This is a genomic window from Vespertiliibacter pulmonis, assembly GCF_013377275.1.
Classification (GTDB): domain Bacteria; phylum Pseudomonadota; class Gammaproteobacteria; order Enterobacterales; family Pasteurellaceae; genus Vespertiliibacter; species Vespertiliibacter pulmonis.
Map to the genome: position 1 here is coordinate 929,866 of NZ_CP016615.1, position 18,899 is coordinate 948,764.

Sequence of the window (18,899 nt, forward strand, 5' to 3'; positions counted from 1 at the left end):
TCTGCAAAAGAAAGGAAAAAGAATGACTCAAGAATATTTAGATTTTGAATTACCCATTGCGGAGTTAGAAGCAAAAATCGAGGCACTGCGTTCAGCTGTTGGGAATGATAAAAAAATTAACCTCGATGATGAAATTGCTCGTTTACAAAAGAAAAGCGAAGAATTGACGAAAAAAACATTTGCAGATCTTGATGCGTGGCAGGTTTCAAAAATGGCACGCCACCCTAGCCGTCCTTATACGTTAGATTATATTGAGAAGATTTTTACTGAATTTGATGAACTTGCAGGCGATAGAGCTTTTGCTGATGATAAAGCGATTGTTGGTGGTATTGCTCGTTTAGATGGACGACCTGTTATGGTTATTGGACATCAAAAAGGGCGAAATGTAAAAGAAAAAGTAAAACGCAATTTTGGAATGCCTGCGCCTGAAGGCTACCGTAAAGCATTACGTTTAATGCAAATGGCAGAACGTTTTCATTTGCCGATTATCACTTTTATCGATACGCCTGGGGCTTATCCAGGGATTGGTGCAGAAGAGCGTGGACAATCAGAAGCGATTGCCCGTAATTTGCGTGAAATGTCTACCTTAAAAGTGCCAGTTATTTGTACGGTTATCGGCGAAGGTGGTTCAGGCGGTGCTTTAGCTATTGGCGTGGGTGATAAAGTAAATATGTTGCAATATTCAACTTACTCCGTTATTTCTCCAGAAGGCTGTGCCTCTATTTTATGGAAAAGTGCAGAAAAAGCCTCAACTGCTGCAGAAGTTATGGGGCTAACCGCTCCTCGCTTAAAAGAGTTAGCACTCATTGATAATATTGTTCCAGAGCCATTGGGCGGTGCACATCGTAATGTTGATGAAATGGCATTCAATTTAAAACAACGATTAGTAGAAGATTTAGCTGATCTTGATCAGCTAGATAACGAGGGATTGCTTGATCGCCGTTATCAACGGTTGATGAACTATGGTTATGTTTAATAAATTTGCCCCTAATCTAGGGGCTTATTTTTAATAAGCTAATTTAGTACGAATTAGCATAATTAATGTTTGGAGTTCCGCCGTTGGTGCAGGCTGTTGTAGCATAAACCAGCTGAATAATTCAGGGTCGGTATAATTTAGCATTTCTACAAACGTAGTTTGTTCCGCCTCGTTTAGTTCATCAAAATGTTGTTGATAAAAAGGCATAATGAGCTTATCTAATTCTCTCATTCCACGCCGACATTGCCATTCAATTCTGAAACGATTCATCAATTTACCTCTGTAATTCTTAATTCACGTGGGACTTCAAAGACGGTATTTTCTTCGCAACCTTCTAATTCATTAACGTCTGTTACCCCTAATGTTTTGAGGTGAGAAACAACAGATTGCACTAGCACTTCAGGTGCAGATGCACCTGCAGTGATTCCAATGGTAGTAACGCCATTTAACCATTGTGGATCAATATCTTGTGGCCCATCAATAAGTTTTGAAGGCGTACCCATTCGTGAAGCTAATTCAGCCAAGCGGTTAGAATTAGAGGAATTTTTCGAACCAACAACCAACACTAATTGTGCTAATTTTGCCAACTCTCTCACCGCTTGTTGGCGGTTTGTTGTGGCGTAGCAAATATCATTTTTACGAGGTCCTTGAATAGCAGGATATTTTTGTTTTAAGGCTTCAATAACATCACTAGTATCATCAATAGAAAGAGTAGTTTGGGTCATAAAGGTTAGATTTTGGTCGCTATTTATGCCTAACTTGGCAATATCTTCTACATCTTCAACTAAAAAAATACCACCCTCTGGGTTATCATATTGCCCCATTGTACCAACAACTTCAGGGTGCCCTTCGTGTCCAATTAGAATAGCTTTTGTCCCTTTTTTGCTGGCTCTAGCAACTTGCATATGTACTTTTGTAACTAATGGGCAGGTTGCATCAAAAACTTTTAATCCACGTTGTTTAGCTTCTTGACGAACAGCTTGAGAAACCCCGTGAGCGGAGAAAATAACAATTGCTCCATTTGGTACTTCATCTAATTCTTCAACAAAAATTGCCCCTTTGGCTTTTAATCCGTCCACTACAAAGCGGTTATGAACGACTTCGTGGCGAACATAAATCGGAGAGCCGTGAATTTCTAAGGCTAATTCTACAATCGAAATTGCACGATCAACTCCAGCACAAAAACCCCTTGGATTGGCTAAAATAATGTTCATTTAATCACTCTTTTTATTTTTCGGCGCTAAGATCGAGTCTAAAATAAGTAGTCCCGCTCCCACAACAATGCCAATATCGGCAATATTAAAAATAGGATAATGATAAATATCCCAATAAAAATCAAAAAAATCAACCACATAACCGTTATAAGCACGGTCAATTGCATTACCAATAGCTCCGCCAATAATTAACCCGTAGGCTGCATTTTGTAATTTCAACGTTGCTTTATTGCGATATAGCATTACAGTAAGCGCTGCAGAAATTACTACCGCTAAACTTAAGAAAAAGTATTTTTGCCAGCCTGAGTGATCCGCTAAAAAGCTAAAGGCTGCGCCATAATTGCGCGCGTAGGTAAGATTAAATACAGGTAAAATATTCATACTCTCGCCTAATTCAAAATGTTGTACCACACAATATTTTGACAGAAGATCAAGTGCAATTAATGCGAAACTTAACCAAAGCCACACAAGACCTGTTTTTTTCATTAGTGAATTATCCTTTTAAATTGATGAAATTGACGGTAGATTTGCATTTTATGTTGAAATCTAACCGCTTGTTAGCGCTAATCACGCCTTTGATTAAGATTAAATTAGATAGCCTCTTCATTTTCTTCGCCTGTACGAATGCGAATTGTTCTTTCAATATCATAGACGAAAATTTTACCATCGCCAATTTTCCCTGTCTGTGCAGTGTCAATAATGGCTTCAAGACAATCGTCAAGTTGCTCGTCAGTTACTACGATTTCAAGTTTAACTTTAGGCAAGAAATCGATTGCATATTCGGCGCCACGATACAGCTCAGTATGCCCTTTTTGTTGCCCAAATCCTTTTACCTCGGTGACGGTCATACCTGTTATGCCGACATCAGTGAGTGCTTCTCGCACATCATCTAATTTAAAGGGTTTAATTATGGCTTCGATTTTTTTCATTTTATGGTTTATTTCCGTAGTAGTGGAATAGATCTATTAAATAATTGTTCGATAGATTTTACTTTAACTAATTTATTGAATATCGGGTAAGTTTCACTAATATTTTCATCTAAATGATTTGGCACACAGAGAAAATTTATATCTATACCTGATTCTATAGGGGCTGATTGGTTAAAATTATCCGATTGATAGCGTTCGGAAATAATCCAATAAGCTTGGTATTCTTGTCGATTTAATTCTTTTAGCGTATCTTCAACTGTTGAATTATGTACTTCAATAAAAATGAAAGGGTGATGAAGTTGTATGATATTTTGTGCGCCTTGTAGTACCGATATATCTAACCCTTCGGCATCAATTTTAAGCAATGTAAGTGAAGGGAGATATTGTATTGGGGGAAAGTTATCTAAAGCAATGATATCAATTTCTTCATGAGATATGTTGCCTAAAAAGCGTCCCTCAGTATTAAACCCGTGATTAAGGGAGAAACTTCCATAATTCCATCTTTGGTTATAATCACTGGTTTCTATCCATTGTGTTGTCATTTGATTGCTGACCCCAATGCGGAATGTCTCTACATTGGTGAGATTATTTAAAGCTAAATTACAACAAAGCTGTTGGAATATAATGCGTTGAGGCTCGAAGCAAATAAGTTTTCCATTAGGAATCATTTTGGCTAAAGGAACAGAATGCATACCAATATTTGAACCTACTTCGATAACATTAGATTGGGTATTTAAAAGTTGTTGAAAAATACAAACTTCAACATCTGACCATTCTCCGTATTGTGATGCAATATCACTTATCATATCACCTTTAATAAGGTTGAATTTTCCCCAGCGAAGATCCTGTAGATAAGTTTTCATTTTCTTTTCCTAGCGTCTAGCTGATTTAGGTCTGAAACTTTTACAAACTTCAGCGTGCGTGTCGATATAAATTTCGCTTAAAAGTTGTAAACAGTAGGGAATAGCACTGAAAATGCCTTGGACGAGTACTTTTCCATTATTATCTTTTACGCCTTCTAACGTTTCTTTAATTGCTTTAGGCTGACCTGGTAAGTTTAAAATTAGTGAAGAATGGCGAATCACACCAATTTGGCGAGAAAGAATTGCCGTTGGCACAAAATGTAAGCTAACTTGACGCATTTGTTCACCAAAACCAGGCATTTCTCGGTGAGCAACAGCCAGAGTCGCATCGGGCGTAACATCACGTTTTGCAGGCCCTGTACCCCCCGTAGTTAAGACTAAATGGCAAGCGTGTTGATCTACTAATTCAATGAGCGTTTGCTCAATCAATGGCTGTTCATCGGGAATTAGTCGAGTTTCGAGTTCAAAAGGTTCAGTGAGTGCTTGTTCAAGCCATTGCTGTAATTCAGGAATGCCTTGATCGGCGTAGAGACCTTGTGAGGCTCGGTCAGAGATCGAGACTAAGCCAATTTTGAGTGTGGTTTTACTTAAACAAGCGGTCATTTAGATTACTTTTTTGTAGAATGAAATGTTTGCTATTCTACCTTGCTTGGCTGTTTTTCTAAAGTTTTAATCTTAAAGATGAAGTAATAATATTGGAAGAAAATGGTCAAAATGAGCGCAATTTTTCCCCAAATATTCGGTAGGGTAAAGAGGGCAAAGAGACAAAATGGGGCAGAAAAAGCGAGAATGCTGATTTTCTGTTTCAGTGTCATAGCTCGGTTTCGATCGTATTCTTTTAGATATTTATCGTAGATTTTTGTGCCAATAAACCAATTTTTTAGGCGTTCGGAACTTTTACCAAAGCAATATAAGGCAAGTAGTAAAAAAGGCGTTGTGGGTAGCCCTGGCAAGGCAATACCAATGATGCCAAGTACAATCGCACTAAAACCGAGTAGGATATAAAATAGCTTCATAATGAATAAAAATGAGTCATAAAGACAAATGATATGTTGATTTAGTGAATTTTTCAATCAATTCCATTCAAGTTTGACAGGGTGAATACCAATATGTTCAGTCGTTAAGCAAGCCCGTAATTGCGTGATTTGCTGGCAAATATTATCGGTAACACGATCAGCGTGTTGGAGTTGTTCAGCAGTAATTTCTGCTCGCTGATTTTGGTATAAAATAGCTTCTAATAGATATTCAGCGTGCATACCTGGTCGGCAGAAATGTTGTACTCCTACGGCATCAAAAGCGGTTGAAATATGGCTAATTTTTGTTGTAGCGATTCCTAATGCTCCATCTTCTCCTCCGAATGTACGAAAAAGTTTATCTTGTGGAAAGCCACCACAAGCGAGGAAAAAGGCCCGTCTAAAGACCATATTACTTGCACAAGTCATTTGAATAACTTGCCACGCGTAGGAAAAATTAGGGTGATTAGTATAGCGAGAATCAAGATTGACGGGTGTCATTGCAAGCCGTACTAATGCTGTTTCGGGACGAAATTGAAAAATAGCTTGTGCCACGTGCAGAGCTTGTGGTTCGTAGGCATCATCTGCATCTAAAAAAGCGATCAATTCAGCCGTGCTTTGTAATGCTCCCCAATTTCGTGCTTTAGCAACCCCACTATTATAGGGCATTTTTTCAACTCGAATTTTATTGGGAACTTGAGCTTCAAATTGTTTTGCAAGGGCGAAAGTGTGATCCGTTGAGCCATCATCAATGATCCAAATTATACCAAGTTCAGCTTGGTTCAACGCACTTTGTACAGCTCGTTGTAGGGTTGTTTCTGCGTTGTAGCAGGGAATAATTACATCGATCATTATCGTTCCTGATTAAATTCAAAATGGCTAGGCGTTACGGCTAAAATAGAGGCAGTTTTTCCCCAATCACCTAGTACAATACGGGTAAACAAGCGGTCAGTTGTTGAATTTTTTTTGCAATAATGTACCGCTTGTTTGTGTGTGTGTCCGTGAATGAGCCAATCAGCTTGATATTGCAGCATAAGGTTGGCAGTAAATTCAGGATTAACGTCCATAATTTCAGCTGGTTTTATATTTTTCTCACCACGGCTTTTTTGTCTAATTTTTTGTGCGATTTTTAATCTTACCCATAACGGTAAACATAAAAATAGCTGTTGTCGCCATTTTTGATGGACCTTTTTGCGGAATTGCTGATATTTGATATCGTCAATACAGAGCGTGTCGCCGTGGCATAAAAGGGTTTTTTTACCGTAAAGATCAATGAGGTGATAATCTGGTAGGAGCTGCATTCCTGTTTGCTCTGCAAATTTCTTACCAAGTAAGAAATCTCGATTGCCACAGATAAAATAGCAGGGTACACCCTGTGCCGTAACTAGTTTAATTGCTTTTTTGACGGTTTGGATAAGTTCGGAGTTTTCATCATCACCAATCCAAAAATCAAATAGGTCGCCTAAAATATACAGAGTGTCAGCAAGCGGTGCTTTTTCTGTCATAAATTGCAAAAAAAGCTCGGTAATTTCTGGTTGGGCATCATTTAAATGAAGATCGGCGATAAAGTATTGAACCATTTTTTCTACGTTAGGATAAATAAAAGCGAGTGGGAATAGATATCTTAAAGGCAGGTAAATTACCTGCCTTATTATTCATTGTGTAATTATTTCGAACTATCAAACCAACCACGGATAACTTGCACGGATAAGAAAAAAGTGATTCCAAAGAGCACATAGAGAATATAGCTTACCCACGGTTTTGATGGCGTATTATTTTCATCAAGTTGTTTGATTGCCACGATATTACGGAATTCATTGAGCCAGTTAATCCGCCAACCATAGTATTTAATTTCAACTAATTGTTTGCTGTTAGCATAGGCTTGGGCTTTGGCCTGAATATCTGCTGAGTTAAATTTAAAATAAAACGGTAATCCCCAGCCCGTATCTTCATTTCGGTAAACCATAATTTTTTTATTTTCAGGCTGTTCGGTGAATAAAAAATAGACATCACGTACTTCGCCATCGGGTGGATTAGATTTGCTGATCATTCCGTCTTTATCCATTCGGCGAACTTCCATTCCTGTTACAGCGGTGGTTTCATAGCTTGGAAAAGCATAATTTACCGCACCAATAAGAACGATATGCAATGATAGCATAACTAAAATTAGAAAATATTTGATGATAGATTTCATAACAGCTCCTTAGCAAGTTATTTTGAATAAGTTTTGCACGTTTTGTGTTGTAATTTGTGCCATTTCTTCAAGGGATACCCCCTTGAGTGTTGCAACATATTCACAGACTTCTCGTACATAAGCGGGCTGGTTTGGCTTGCCTCGATAAGGAATAGGGGCAAGGTAAGGGGAATCGGTTTCCACTAATAAACGATCAAGCGGTAGTTTACGCACTACATCTCGTAATTCTTCAGCATTACGGAAGGTAATAATGCCCGAAATTGAAATATAAAACCCTAGGTCTAATGCTTTTTTTGCCATATCCCAATCTTCTGTAAAACAGTGCAACACACCGCCACATTTTTCTGCGTTGCCTTTTGTTAGGAGGTGAATTGTATCTTCTCGAGCGGAACGAGTGTGAATAATTAATGGCTTATGCAAGCGGTTCGCAATCTCAATTTGTTGTTCAAAGAGCGATTGCTGTAATGCCTTAGTTTCGGGGGTATAGTGGTAATCTAGCCCTGTTTCACCAATCGCTACGACTTTCGGATCTTGGGAAAATTCTAATAATTTATCATAATCGAAAGGTTCATCTTCCACATTCAGTGGATGAACGCCACAGGAAAGCGAAACGTCTTTGCGGTGGGCGGTGAGCGCTTTCATTTTAGAGAAACGCCCAACGGTAGTACAGATTGAGATTAAATGCTGTACGCCTCGGTTTTTCGCAGAGTCGATGACTTCATCGACATCTTTATGGCGAGTTTCATAGTCAAGGGAATCTAAATGGCAGTGGGAGTCAATAATAAATAGGTTATTCAATGCGTTTTCCTTTGTATAAAATCAGTTTTTGGCAAAAAATTCTAGAAAATGACCGCTTGTAAGCGGTTAAATGCTCAAAAAATAAGATATTTTAAGCCCTTTCAACCCCAAATGCCATTACTTCGTCAATTCGTTCAGCGTGCATTGCGATCATCAATAGGCGATCAATCCCTAGTGCGACCCCTGAACAGTTTGGAATGCCTGCTTGCAATGCACTAATAAAACGGTGATCAAGTTCCTGAGGGGGTAAACCCATTATTTTTCGTTGTTGATTATCTTGTTCAAAACGGCGTAATTGTTCTTTGGCATCACTTAACTCGTGAAAGCCATTAGCCAGTTCTAGCCCTTTGTAATAGAACTCAAATCGTTCTGCAACACGATGATCTTCGGTGCTAATTTGAGCTAATGCGGCTTGGCTTGCAGGGAAATGGTAAACTGCTGTTGGGCGATCTTTGCCTATTTGAGTTTCAACCACCTCGCTGAAGAGAAATTGCAATAGAGTATCTCTATCTTCATTTTCATCACACTGTAAGCCGTGTTCTTGGGCTTTAGTTACCAACTGTGCTTGGCTGGCAGAAAGCGGATCTAAACCAACATAAGTTTGAAAAATAAATTGATAGCTAAAAGATTCCGCAGGCTCACAATCTAAAATTTGTTGCAGTAAATCATCAACTTCGTTGATTAGCCGATACATATCAAAATGAGGGCGATACCATTCCAACATAGTAAATTCGGGATTATGTCGTTTACCTGCTTCTTCGTTACGAAATACCCGACAGATCTGAAAAATCGCTCCGCTACCATTGGCGAGCAAACGCTTCATATGATATTCAGGGCTGGTTATGAGGTAGAGTGTTTTGGCTTGTGTTTCAAATGGTGATAAAAATTGGGTTTGAAAAGTAGAAAGATGAACATCGGTAACAGAAAATTCACTCATCGTTGGGGTTTCAACTTCAAGTATGCCTCGTTCTGTAAAAAACTGACGGATTTCACCAATAATTTTTGCCCGTTTGAGTAAGTTATGAATGGTTGCTGAAGGCTTCCAGTCGAGCTGGCAATTTTGCAAATTTTCCATTAAATCACACCGCTTGTTATCGTAAAACGGGCATTATAACAGAGAAAAAATTTGACTGAAGATAAAAGCAGAGTACCATTTTAGCGAATTTTGAATTTCAAGGATTTTTCGTGCAATTTCTTTCTATAATTCGCATTGTGGGTATTTTAGTGATGTGTTTTTCATTCACAATGCTTGTGCCTGCCTTTGTGGCATTGATTTATGGGGACGGTGGTGGTAGATCGTTCTTAGAGGCTTTTGTGCTGAATTTTTCAGTCGGGACGATACTTTGGTGGTTTTGTCGAAATAATAAACAAGAGCTACGTTCCCGAGAGGGCTTTTTGATTGTGGTACTATTTTGGGTTGTGTTAGGCTCACTGGGGGCCGTACCGTTTATTTTGTTAGAAAACCCTAATCTAAATTTTTCTCAATCTATTTTCGAGTCATTTTCAGGGCTAACCACCACAGGGGCGACGGTGATTACAGGGTTAGACTCCTTGCCGAAAGCTATTTTGTTTTATCGCCAATTTCTGCAATGGCTAGGAGGAATGGGGATTATCGTGTTAGCGGTGGCGATCATTCCTCTGTTAGGTATTGGTGGAATGCAGTTATATCGGGCGGAAATGCCAGGTCCATTGAAAGAGCAAAAAATGCGCCCCCGTATTGCTCAAACAGCGAAAGCGTTATGGCTTATTTATGTGTCGCTGACCGTATTATGTGCATTGGCATTTTGGCTTGCAGGAATGACTGTATTTGATGCGATTAGTCATAGTTTCTCTACCGTTTCGATTGGGGGATTTTCAACCCACGATGCGAGTATTGGCTATTTTAATAGTGAAATGATTAACGCAATCACGGTGCTGTTTTTATTGATTTCGTCTTGTAATTTTGCATTACATTTTACGGCATTTGATAAATTACAAGAAAGTTATAAAGGGCAAGTGAAACAGAATTTTTTCCGCTTGTATTGGCGTGATTATGAATTTCGCTTTTTTCTTTTCGTGCAAGTTTCACTTTTTTTGATCTGCTTTGTTGTTTTGTGGGGCAATCACTATTTTGAACAGTTAAATACCACGTTTTCGCAGGCGTTGTTACATTCTGTGGCGATTTCCACCACAGCGGGATTTTCTGCACACGATTTCAGCCAATGGCCTTCATTTTTACCACTATTATTAGTGCTTGCTTCGTTTATTGGCGGTTGTGCAGGCTCAACGGGTGGGGGCGTAAAAATGTTCCGTGTATTACTGCTTTATTTGCAAGGAAAGCGAGAAATTCACCGCTTTATTCACCCTAATATTGTTCAGCCAATTAAATTAGGTAAGCACGTTTTATCGGAACGAATGGTCGAGGGAATTTGGGCATTTTTCTCCGCTTATTTCTTTGTGTTTGTTGTTTGTTGGTTAGCAACGATTGCGTGTGGAATGGATACCTTTGATGCGTTAAATGCTGTGATCGCTAGCCTGAATAATCTTGGCCCAGCGTTAGGGGCGGTGAGTAGCAATTTCGTGCAAGTACCAGACAGTGCAAAATGGGTACTGACTTTCGCAATGGTGTGCGGACGTTTAGAAGTATTCACTTTACTTGTGATCCTTTCCCCTAGCTTCTGGCGGGATTAACCAACAAGCGGTGAGATTAGCAAAGTTTTTTGCAATTTGACCGCTTGTTTTGTCTTTCGTAGATATAGATAGAAAAATCTTATAAATTCTCAATTTTTTTTATTTTTCCCCTTGAACTCCTATTTTTTACCCCTATTTACTGTTTTGTCTGAACGGGAACGTCAAATTACTTCCCGTTTCTTTTTGGAAAAAAGTATTTAAATAGTCTTGAAATAGCGTAGAAAAGCACAATCTTAAGGCTAACTTACAAATAGAAAACATATATTTTATAGAGGAATTAAAAATGGGAAAAATCATTGGTATTGACTTAGGTACAACCAACTCTTGTGTAGCAGTAATGGACGGTGATAAACCTCGTGTATTAGAAAATGCAGAAGGTGCGCGTACCACTCCATCAATCATTGCTTATACCGATAAAGAAACGTTAGTGGGGCAGCCAGCAAAACGTCAGGCAATCACTAACCCAAAAAATACCTTATTTGCAATCAAACGTTTAATTGGTCGCCGTTTTGAAGATAAAGAAGTGCAACGTGATATCGAAATTATGCCTTTTGAGATCACTAAAGCGGACAATGGTGATGCGTGGGTTGCAGTCAGAAATGAGAAAATGGCACCACCACAAATTTCTGCTGAAGTATTGAAAAAAATGAAAAAAACAGCAGAAGATTTCTTAGGTGAGCCAGTAACCGAAGCGGTAATTACTGTTCCAGCGTATTTTAATGATGCGCAACGTCAAGCAACTAAAGATGCGGGTCGTATCGCAGGTTTAGAAGTTAAACGTATTATCAATGAGCCAACAGCAGCAGCATTAGCTTACGGTTTAGATTCTAAGAAAGAGAACCAAATCATTGCAGTTTATGACTTAGGTGGTGGTACATTCGATTTATCTATCATCGAAATTGATAATATTGATGGTGAGCAAACATTTGAAGTGCGTGCAACCAATGGTGATACTCACTTAGGTGGTGAAGACTTTGATAACCGTTTAATTAACTACATTGTTGAAGAGTTCAAAAAAGATCAAAACGTAGATTTACGCAATGATTCTATGGCGATGCAACGTGTTAAAGAAGCGGCAGAAAAAGCTAAAATTGAGCTTTCATCTGCACAATCAACTGAAGTAAATCTTCCGTATATCACAGCAGATGCAACAGGGCCAAAACACTTAGTATTAACCATTACTCGTGCAAAATTAGAAGCATTAGTTGAAGATTTAGTGGCACGTTCACTTGAGCCAGTAAAAGTTGCATTAGCGGACGCAGGATTATCTGTTTCTGAAATTAACGATGTGATTTTAGTTGGTGGTCAAACCCGTATGCCATTAGTACAACAAAAAGTTGCTGATTTCTTCGGTAAAGAGCCTCGTAAAGATGTGAACCCTGATGAAGCAGTGGCAATTGGTGCAGCAGTACAAGGTGGGGTATTAGCAGGTGATGTAACAGACGTTCTTTTATTAGACGTAACGCCACTTTCATTAGGTATCGAAACGATGGGTAGCGTGATGACAAAACTTATCGAGAAAAATACTACAATCCCAACAAAACATAGCCAAGTGTTCTCAACTGCGGAAGATAACCAAAGTGCGGTAACCATTCACGTGTTACAAGGTGAGCGTAAACGTGCGTCAGATAATAAATCATTAGGTCAATTCAACCTAGATGGCATTCAGCCTGCACCTCGTGGTATGCCACAAATTGAAGTTACCTTTGATATTGATGCAGACGGTATCTTGCACGTCTCTGCAAAAGATAAGAATACAGGTAAAGAGCAAAAAATCACGATTAAAGCCTCTTCAGGTTTAAGTGATGCAGAAGTAGAGCAAATGGTACGTGATGCAGAAGCAAATGCAGAAGCAGATCGTAAATTTGAAGAGTTAGTTCAAACTCGTAACCAAGCTGATGCGATTGTTCACTCAACCCGTAAACAAATTAGTGAAGCAGGCGATGTGTTAAATGCAGATGATAAAGCGAAGATTGAAGAAGCGCTTACTGCGTTAGAAACCGCAGCGAAAGGTGAAGACAAAGCAGAGATTGAAGCAAAAATCGAAGCTCTTGTAAAAGTATCTGAACCGTTAATGCAAGCAAGCCAAGCACAAGCTGGCGGTCAGCAACCACAACAAAATCCAAAAGATGATGGTGTAGTTGATGCTGAATTTGAAGAAGTAAAAGATAATAAATAATCTTCTTTAATCTTTCAAAGGGCGTAGTAATACGCCCTTTTCGGTTATACACAATGCTATAAGTATTGATAAATCAGGAAATAAAATGATTTTAACACTCTATCCGTTAATTCAAGAACGGCTTAATCATAAAACAGCGCCAGCGATGATTTCACAGCTTTGGCAAAATCAAAGTCAGTCAGATGAAGTTATCTATAATGTATATAGCCATTATGAAGCTGATTTTGAAGGTAGCTATAAGTTTTCTATTGCGGTTGAATTACCTCAAAGTAACGGACTAAAACCAATTTATATAGAAGATCTGAATGCGTTTGAAAAGTTTATTACTGATCGTGAGAATTTGGCTAAAACGTGGGAGCTTATCAATAAAAAGACTCAGCAAGGGCTATTAAAGCGGTTATACGAAATAGATTTGGAAAAATATTATCCAGACGGCAGAGTGGAAATCTATATTTCAATCGTGGCACACTGTTAAGTTGTAAACTCGTATTTTTATTGGATAACTAACCGCTTGTATTAAGGAGCTTTTGTGAGCTTTCTAACAAATAATACTGCCATTCGGGTCGTCAAACTTACCTTAGGCACAATTTTAGCTATCCACCTCGCAGATATTTTAGGGCTACATTATAGCTTTTCTGCAGGGATTATTGCGATGTTGAGCATAATGGATACTCGGCTTTTGACTTTAAAAATTGCTTTTCAGCGTTTAATGTCGTTAGTTTTAGGGCTGATTTTAGGTGTTGGGTTATTTTATTATTTTGGATATTCGCTGGAAGTTTTTGCAATTTTATTGTTGATTTACATTCCACTGTCTTTACGTTTTAACTTAATTTCGGGGCTAGTTCCAAGCTGTGTATTATTAAGCCATTTCATCAATGCTAAGTCGGTTGATGTCGCTATTATTTATAATGCGTTTGGTTTAATGTTTGTGGGGCTTGGGGTTGCAACCTTGTTCAATTTGTATATGCCATCTTATAAAAAACAGATTGAGCAAATGCAACGACAAGTTGAAGGGCTGATTTCTCATATAATGGGAAATTTGGCAAAACAATTAGCGCTGGCTTTAGGGGATAAACAAGCAGAGACACAAAAATTGTATCAGCAATTAAATGCCCAGTTGGCGTTAATGGAAAAAACGGTTCAGCAAGAGCGGGAAAATAATCTGTTTAGTCATTCATTGTTTGATGTGGATTATACGGTATTTCGGCAATCACAAGCGGTTATTTTACGCTATATGATTGATAATGCGTTTTTAATTAAATTCCCACAAGAAGATGGTAAAACATTAGCAGAAATTTTCCAATTAGCCTCGCAACAAATTAACCGTGAAATTATTCCTGAAGCATTATCAGCACAATTGCAGGCAATGTTTAGCCGTTTTAGACAATATGATTTACCGACTGAGCGAGTAGCATTTGAAGAACGAGCGTTGATTTATCAACTAATGACAGATTATCAACGCTTTTTAGACTTAAAATATAATTTTGTAAAAAAACATTATATAAACCAATAATTTAGAAAATAACGAGAGACTACAATGGCAAAACGTGATTATTATGAAGTGCTTGGCTTATCAAAAGGGGCAAGTGAAAAAGAGATTAAGCGTGCCTATAAACGCCTTGCGGCAAAGCATCACCCTGATAAAAATCAAGGGAGTAAAGAAGCTGAAGAAAAATTTAAAGAGCTAAAAGAAGCCTATGAAATTTTAGGCGATAGCGAAAAACGTGCAATGTATGATCAATATGGTCATCAAGCCTTTGAACAAGGCGGCGGAGGTAACGGTGGTGGCTTCGGTGGATTTGGTGGCGGTTTTGGCGGCTTTGAAGATATATTTAGTGAAATGTTTGGCGGTGGATTTGGTGGCGGAAGTCGCCGTCAGCGTGTAGTACGGGGTGATGATTTACAGTACAATCTTGAAATTACCCTAGAAGAAGCAGTGCGTGGGGTTAAAAAAGATATTCGTATTCAAACCCTTGCAGAGTGTGATACTTGCCACGGTTCAGGTGCAGAAGCAGGCAGTAAGGTGGAGACTTGTCCACATTGCCACGGCTCTGGTCGTATTCATCGCCAGCAAGGCTTTTTCGTTACGGAAGTAACTTGTCCAAGTTGCCATGGTACAGGGAAAAAAATTGAGAAACCTTGCCATTCTTGTCACGGTGAAGGACGAGTACATAAAACCAAAAATCTTTCAGTAACAATTCCAGCAGGGGTGGATACGGGTAACCAATTACGGTTATCTGGAGAAGGAGAAGCGGGTGAAAACGGTGCGCCAGCAGGGGATTTATATGTGGTTATTCATGTTAAAGAACACGATATTTTTGTGCGTGATGGCTCAAATCTCTATTGCGAAGTGCCGATCAGTTTTACTCTAGCAGCATTAGGGGGCGAAATTGAAGTGCCAACGCTAGATGGGCGAGTCAAACTAAAAATTCCAGCAGAAACGCAAACAGGCAAATTATTCCGTATTAGAGGAAAAGGGATTACAAGCCCACGTAGTCATCATACGGGCGATCTCATTTGTAAAACGATTATTGAAACACCAGTGTCATTGAATGAAGATCAGAAAGAGTTGTTGCGTAAATTAGAAGAAAGCTTATCAGATAAAGGGCAACATCGCCCTAAACATCAAGGTTTTTTTGATGGCGTGAAAAAATTCTTTGATAATTTAGGAAAATAGTACTTAAATTTATAAGCGGTCAGTTTGAAGAAAACTTGACCGCTTTTTTGATCTCGGTAAAACAAGAATTTTAAAGAAATGTAAGTTTAGCTCAAGTTAAAAGAAAAATGTGGTCTATTCCACATTTTTGAACATTGCTTACTGACAACGTATTTAAAATGATTAGACTGATCTAATTATTATTTTTGAAGACAGCAGGATATGTAGGTGTACGATTTCCCTGATTTAAAATCTATTCGTATTTTACAAATAACAGATCCCCATTTATTTACAAATGAAGCAGGAGAGCTACTCGGTGTTCCAACTATACAGAGTTTTCAAGCAGTATTAGAGGCGATATTACAATCGTCATTTGAGTTTGATTTTGTGCTAGCCACAGGCGATCTTGTGCAAGATCATCATAGTGGAGCGTACCATCGTTTTGCTCAGATGGTTAAGTTATTGGAAAAACCACTATTTTGGATTGAAGGAAATCACGATATTCAACCTGATATGAGCGAAATATTAGCTTCATATTCACAAATTCAACCACATAAGCAGATTTTGGCAGGTGAAAAATGGCAACTTATTTTATTAGATAGTCATTTAGCCAATGTGCCGAAAGGGGAGTTAAGTTCAGCGGAATTGAATAGCTTAGCCCAAAAATTAGCAGAGTATCCAGATCGTTATACTCTGATTGTTTTACACCATAATATTCTGCCAACTAATTCTGCGTGGCTAGATCAACATAGTTTAGCGAATGCTAATGAGCTAGCGGAAGTATTAAAGCCTTATCCAAAGGTAAAAGCAATTTTACATGGACATATTCATCAAGAAGTTGATAGCGAGTGGCAGGGCTACCGAATTCTTTCAACGCCTTCCACGTGTGTTCAATTTAAACCAAATTGTAACGAGTTTACTCTTGATCCTATTTCACAAGGCTGGCGTGAGATAACGTTGCATTCAGATGGGAGAATTGAAACGGTCGTCAAGCGGTTAGATACGAATAATTTTTTGCCAAATTTTAAAGCATTAGGCTATTAGTAAAGGGCGGATCAATTTCACGCCCTTGTCTATTCATATTTATTGAACTATAGCACCCATTCAACGACTTGTTCGATTGGTTTACGAGCTTTGGGTTTAATTTCTTTGGCTCGATAGCCAAAGGTAGCCATAACAGATACCCCCCATTCTGCGGGATCAAATAGCCCTTCATTTGCCAAAATGGAATTTACTTCTTGGTAATTAAACCCTTCAATTGGACAGCTATCAATGCCTAATGCCGCTGCACCTGTGAGCATATTGGCTAAGGCAATATAAGTTTGTTTACTAGTCCAATCAAATAATTGGCGTGGATCTTCACCTATATTGGCATCGTTTAATTGGAAGTTTTTATATTTTTCTATTACCGAAGGAATCTGTTCAGGGGTAAGATTACGGCGAACCATTGATTCACGCAGGAAATCGGAATCATAACGAGCATTTTTTTTCGCTAAAATAACGACTAAATGGCTACAATCATCTACTTGAGTTGCCATTCCCCAGCTGATGGGTTTAAGTTTTTGGCGTAATTCACTGTTTTGAATTACCAAAAACTTCCAAGGTTCAGAGCCAACAGAGCTAGGTGAAAGCCGAGCAAATTCCAAGATAGCGGCGAAATCATCGGTGGGAATTTTTTTATTTGGATCGTAGTTTCGAGTAGATGCTCGACGATGAAAAACAGATAACATTTGTTCTCGAGAGATTAAATTCATTGTAATGTCCAAGTTAGGATTAGGTTGCTAAATAGTACCGCTAAATAGTGTTGAGGGGAATAGGGATGCAAGCGGTAGTTTTATCTAAATTTTTGCATATTTTTGATCAATAATCATTTAAAAATAAGCAGAAATCCAGTATCTTTCTAGCATATTATTTATTTGCAACCGTTTGCAAATGGAATTTTGATTTTATTAAAGGAGAATTTAGCATTATGTTGAATGCCATTGAGAATGTAGCAAAGCTGATAAAAGAGAATGAAATTAAATTTGTGTTACTAAAATTTACTGATATTAAAGGTAAAGAACACGGAGTATCGTTGCCAACCTCGTTGATAGAAGATGAGTTAGAAGAACTATTTGAAGAGGGTAAAATGTTTGATGGATCATCAGTGGAAGGCTGGCGAACAATCAATAAAGCAGATATGTTGTTGATGCCTATTGCGGAAACGGCAGTTGTTGACCCTTTTGCTACGATACCAACACTTATTATTCGTTGTAGCATTTATGATCCTAACACAATGCAAAGCTATGATCGTGATCCTCGTTCGATTGCAATCCGTGCAGAAAATTATTTGAAATCAACAGGTATTGCGGATACAGTTTTTTTTGGACCTGAACCTGAATTTTTCTTATTTGATGATGTACGTTTTGGCGTAGGAATGAATGGAAATTCCTATGAGATTGATGATATTGAAGGTGCGTGGAATAGCCAAACTCGTTATGACAATGGTAATAAAGGTTATCGCCCACTGACAAAAGGTGGATATTGTGCCGTTGCACCAAATGATACAGCACAAGATATTCGTTCGGAAATGTGTTTGATTTTAGAAGAGCTAGGCTTAGTTGTTGAAGCACACCACCACGAAGTAGCAACTGCAGGGCAAAATGAAATTGCTTGCCGTTTTAATTCTCTAACATTAAAAGCAGATGAGACGCAAATTTATAAATATGTAGTGCAAAACGTTGCTTTGGCTCACGGCAAAACAGCTTGTTTTATGCCAAAACCGATCACAGGTGATAATGGATCAGGTATGCACTGTAATATGTCACTCAGTAAAGACGGTAAAAATGTATTTATGGGGGATAAATATGCAGGATTATCAGAAACAGCGCTGTATTATATTGGCGGAATTATCAAGCATGCTAAGGCATTAAATGCGTTTACTAATCCAAGTACAAATTCTTACAAGCGGTTAGTTCCTGGCTTTGAAGCCCCTGTTTTATTAGCTTATTCCGCAAGTAATCGTTCAGCATCAATTCGTATTCCAGCGGTAACTAACCCAAAAGCAATTCGAGTTGAAGCTCGTTTCCCAGATCCATTAGCAAATCCTTATTTAGCATTTTCTGCCTTGTTAATGGCAGGGCTTGATGGAGTTTTAAATAAAATTCATCCAGGTGATGCGATGGATAAGAATTTATATGATCTTCCGCCTGAAGAATTACAAGAAATCCCGGCTGTAGCAAGTTCTCTTGATGAGGCGTTGAATAGCTTATCACAAGATTACGCTTTCTTGCTGCAAGGTAATGTATTTAGTAAAAGTTTTATTGAGGCATATATTGGTATGCGTCGTAAAGAGGTTGAACGCTTGAATATGACCCCTCACCCTGTAGAATTTGAGATGTACTATTCATAACAAAGCATAACTGAAC

The 18,899-nt window shown here is 38.4% G+C and carries 21 protein-coding genes; 8 read left to right on the plus strand and 13 right to left on the minus strand.

What is annotated here, in order from left to right; translation table 11 throughout:
- The first annotated feature begins 22 nt into the window (after positions 1-22).
- Entirely contained in the window at positions 23-976 is a 954-nt protein-coding gene (gene accA / locus A6B43_RS04630; protein ID WP_124211362.1) for an acetyl-CoA carboxylase carboxyl transferase subunit alpha, read from the plus strand.
- 30 nt (positions 977-1,006) lie between these two features.
- On the opposite strand, the gene A6B43_RS04635 is transcribed toward accA, so the two are convergent.
- From A6B43_RS04635 to epmA, 12 genes are all read right to left on the minus strand, one after another.
- Positions 1,007-1,246, minus strand: coding sequence for an FAD assembly factor SdhE (locus tag A6B43_RS04635; protein ID WP_124211363.1), 240 nt, complete (start codon positions 1,244-1,246; stop codon positions 1,007-1,009).
- Positions 1,246-2,190 carry a 4-hydroxy-3-methylbut-2-enyl diphosphate reductase gene (gene ispH / locus A6B43_RS04640; protein WP_124211364.1) on the minus strand — a complete coding sequence of 315 codons (945 nt, stop codon included), beginning with the start codon at positions 2,188-2,190 and terminating at the stop codon, positions 1,246-1,248. Before ispH ends, A6B43_RS04635 begins: the two co-directional genes overlap by 1 nt.
- Positions 2,191-2,676: a signal peptidase II gene (lspA, locus tag A6B43_RS04645; protein ID WP_124211365.1), complete on the minus strand. Its 486-nt coding sequence runs from the start codon at positions 2,674-2,676 to the stop codon at positions 2,191-2,193.
- A 104-nt stretch (positions 2,677-2,780) separates the two neighbouring features.
- Entirely contained in the window at positions 2,781-3,119 is a 339-nt protein-coding gene (gene glnB / locus A6B43_RS04650) for a nitrogen regulatory protein P-II (RefSeq protein WP_124211366.1), read from the minus strand.
- 8 nt (positions 3,120-3,127) lie between these two features.
- Positions 3,128-3,982 (minus strand): FkbM family methyltransferase, encoded by an 855-nt coding sequence (locus A6B43_RS04655; RefSeq protein WP_124211367.1) that lies wholly within the window; start codon positions 3,980-3,982, stop codon positions 3,128-3,130.
- A 9-nt stretch (positions 3,983-3,991) separates the two neighbouring features.
- A complete protein-coding gene (gene mog / locus A6B43_RS04660; protein WP_124211368.1) occupies positions 3,992-4,585 on the minus strand; it encodes a molybdopterin adenylyltransferase in 594 nt (197 codons plus the stop codon).
- A gap of 32 nt (positions 4,586-4,617) precedes the next feature.
- Positions 4,618-4,998 (minus strand): YbaN family protein, encoded by a 381-nt coding sequence (locus A6B43_RS04665; protein ID WP_124211470.1) that lies wholly within the window; start codon positions 4,996-4,998, stop codon positions 4,618-4,620.
- 57 nt (positions 4,999-5,055) lie between these two features.
- On the minus strand, positions 5,056-5,847 hold the full coding sequence (locus A6B43_RS04670) for a glycosyltransferase family 2 protein (RefSeq protein ID WP_124211369.1): 792 nt from the start codon (positions 5,845-5,847) through the stop codon (positions 5,056-5,058).
- Complete coding sequence (gene lpxH / locus A6B43_RS04675; protein ID WP_124211370.1) at positions 5,847-6,575, minus strand: UDP-2,3-diacylglucosamine diphosphatase; 729 nt, start codon at positions 6,573-6,575, stop codon at positions 5,847-5,849. The genes A6B43_RS04670 and lpxH overlap by 1 nt, the downstream gene beginning before the upstream one ends.
- 86 nt (positions 6,576-6,661) lie before the next feature.
- Positions 6,662-7,189, minus strand: coding sequence for a DUF1523 family protein (locus tag A6B43_RS04680; protein ID WP_124211371.1), 528 nt, complete (start codon positions 7,187-7,189; stop codon positions 6,662-6,664).
- Positions 7,190-7,198: 9 nt separating this feature from the next.
- On the minus strand, positions 7,199-7,987 hold the full coding sequence (locus A6B43_RS04685; protein WP_124211372.1) for a TatD family hydrolase: 789 nt from the start codon (positions 7,985-7,987) through the stop codon (positions 7,199-7,201).
- A gap of 91 nt (positions 7,988-8,078) precedes the next feature.
- Positions 8,079-9,062 (minus strand): elongation factor P--(R)-beta-lysine ligase, encoded by a 984-nt coding sequence (epmA, locus tag A6B43_RS04690; RefSeq protein WP_124211373.1) that lies wholly within the window; start codon positions 9,060-9,062, stop codon positions 8,079-8,081.
- 110 nt (positions 9,063-9,172) lie between these two features.
- Here epmA and A6B43_RS04695 point away from each other — a divergent pair, with 110 nt between their 5' ends.
- The 6 genes from A6B43_RS04695 (at position 9,173) to cpdA (ending at position 16,536) form a co-directional block, all read left to right on the plus strand.
- Positions 9,173-10,657, plus strand: a complete 1,485-nt coding sequence (locus tag A6B43_RS04695) for a TrkH family potassium uptake protein (RefSeq protein ID WP_124211374.1) — start codon at positions 9,173-9,175, stop codon at positions 10,655-10,657.
- Positions 10,658-10,940: 283 nt separating this feature from the next.
- Positions 10,941-12,836 carry a molecular chaperone DnaK gene (gene dnaK / locus A6B43_RS04700; RefSeq protein WP_124211375.1) on the plus strand — a complete coding sequence of 632 codons (1,896 nt, stop codon included), beginning with the start codon at positions 10,941-10,943 and terminating at the stop codon, positions 12,834-12,836.
- 85 nt (positions 12,837-12,921) lie between these two features.
- Positions 12,922-13,311: an effector binding domain-containing protein gene (locus A6B43_RS04705; RefSeq protein ID WP_124211376.1), complete on the plus strand. Its 390-nt coding sequence runs from the start codon at positions 12,922-12,924 to the stop codon at positions 13,309-13,311.
- A gap of 54 nt (positions 13,312-13,365) precedes the next feature.
- Complete coding sequence (locus A6B43_RS04710; protein WP_124211377.1) at positions 13,366-14,349, plus strand: aromatic acid exporter family protein; 984 nt, start codon at positions 13,366-13,368, stop codon at positions 14,347-14,349.
- A 24-nt stretch (positions 14,350-14,373) separates the two neighbouring features.
- Positions 14,374-15,513 (plus strand): molecular chaperone DnaJ, encoded by a 1,140-nt coding sequence (gene dnaJ, locus A6B43_RS04715; RefSeq protein WP_124211378.1) that lies wholly within the window; start codon positions 14,374-14,376, stop codon positions 15,511-15,513.
- A 207-nt stretch (positions 15,514-15,720) separates the two neighbouring features.
- Positions 15,721-16,536, plus strand: a complete 816-nt coding sequence (cpdA, locus tag A6B43_RS04720; RefSeq protein WP_124211379.1) for a 3',5'-cyclic-AMP phosphodiesterase — start codon at positions 15,721-15,723, stop codon at positions 16,534-16,536.
- Positions 16,537-16,583: 47 nt separating this feature from the next.
- On the opposite strand, the gene A6B43_RS04725 is transcribed toward cpdA, so the two are convergent.
- On the minus strand, positions 16,584-17,246 hold the full coding sequence (locus tag A6B43_RS04725) for an NAD(P)H-dependent oxidoreductase (protein WP_124211380.1): 663 nt from the start codon (positions 17,244-17,246) through the stop codon (positions 16,584-16,586).
- Between the two features lie 215 nt (positions 17,247-17,461).
- Between A6B43_RS04725 and glnA the strand changes: the two genes are divergently transcribed.
- Positions 17,462-18,883, plus strand: a complete 1,422-nt coding sequence (gene glnA, locus A6B43_RS04730; RefSeq protein WP_124211381.1) for a type I glutamate--ammonia ligase — start codon at positions 17,462-17,464, stop codon at positions 18,881-18,883.
- Positions 18,884-18,899: the final 16 nt, after the last annotated feature.

Coding starts and splice junctions, on each gene's coding strand:
- accA (WP_124211362.1), top strand. CDS start 23: ATGACTCAAGAATATTTAGATTTTGAATTACCCATTGCGGAGTTAGAA.
- A6B43_RS04635 (WP_124211363.1), bottom strand. CDS start 1,246: ATGAATCGTTTCAGAATTGAATGGCAATGTCGGCGTGGAATGAGAGAA.
- ispH (WP_124211364.1), bottom strand. CDS start 2,190: ATGAACATTATTTTAGCCAATCCAAGGGGTTTTTGTGCTGGAGTTGAT.
- lspA (WP_124211365.1), bottom strand. CDS start 2,676: ATGAAAAAAACAGGTCTTGTGTGGCTTTGGTTAAGTTTCGCATTAATT.
- glnB (WP_124211366.1), bottom strand. CDS start 3,119: ATGAAAAAAATCGAAGCCATAATTAAACCCTTTAAATTAGATGATGTG.
- A6B43_RS04655 (WP_124211367.1), bottom strand. CDS start 3,982: ATGAAAACTTATCTACAGGATCTTCGCTGGGGAAAATTCAACCTTATT.
- mog (WP_124211368.1), bottom strand. CDS start 4,585: ATGACCGCTTGTTTAAGTAAAACCACACTCAAAATTGGCTTAGTCTCG.
- A6B43_RS04665 (WP_124211470.1), bottom strand. CDS start 4,998: ATGAAGCTATTTTATATCCTACTCGGTTTTAGTGCGATTGTACTTGGC.
- A6B43_RS04670 (WP_124211369.1), bottom strand. CDS start 5,847: ATGATCGATGTAATTATTCCCTGCTACAACGCAGAAACAACCCTACAA.
- lpxH (WP_124211370.1), bottom strand. CDS start 6,575: ATGGTTCAATACTTTATCGCCGATCTTCATTTAAATGATGCCCAACCA.
- A6B43_RS04680 (WP_124211371.1), bottom strand. CDS start 7,189: ATGAAATCTATCATCAAATATTTTCTAATTTTAGTTATGCTATCATTG.
- epmA (WP_124211373.1), bottom strand. CDS start 9,062: ATGGAAAATTTGCAAAATTGCCAGCTCGACTGGAAGCCTTCAGCAACC.
- dnaK (WP_124211375.1), top strand. CDS start 10,941: ATGGGAAAAATCATTGGTATTGACTTAGGTACAACCAACTCTTGTGTA.
- A6B43_RS04705 (WP_124211376.1), top strand. CDS start 12,922: ATGATTTTAACACTCTATCCGTTAATTCAAGAACGGCTTAATCATAAA.
- dnaJ (WP_124211378.1), top strand. CDS start 14,374: ATGGCAAAACGTGATTATTATGAAGTGCTTGGCTTATCAAAAGGGGCA.
- A6B43_RS04725 (WP_124211380.1), bottom strand. CDS start 17,246: ATGAATTTAATCTCTCGAGAACAAATGTTATCTGTTTTTCATCGTCGA.
- glnA (WP_124211381.1), top strand. CDS start 17,462: ATGTTGAATGCCATTGAGAATGTAGCAAAGCTGATAAAAGAGAATGAA.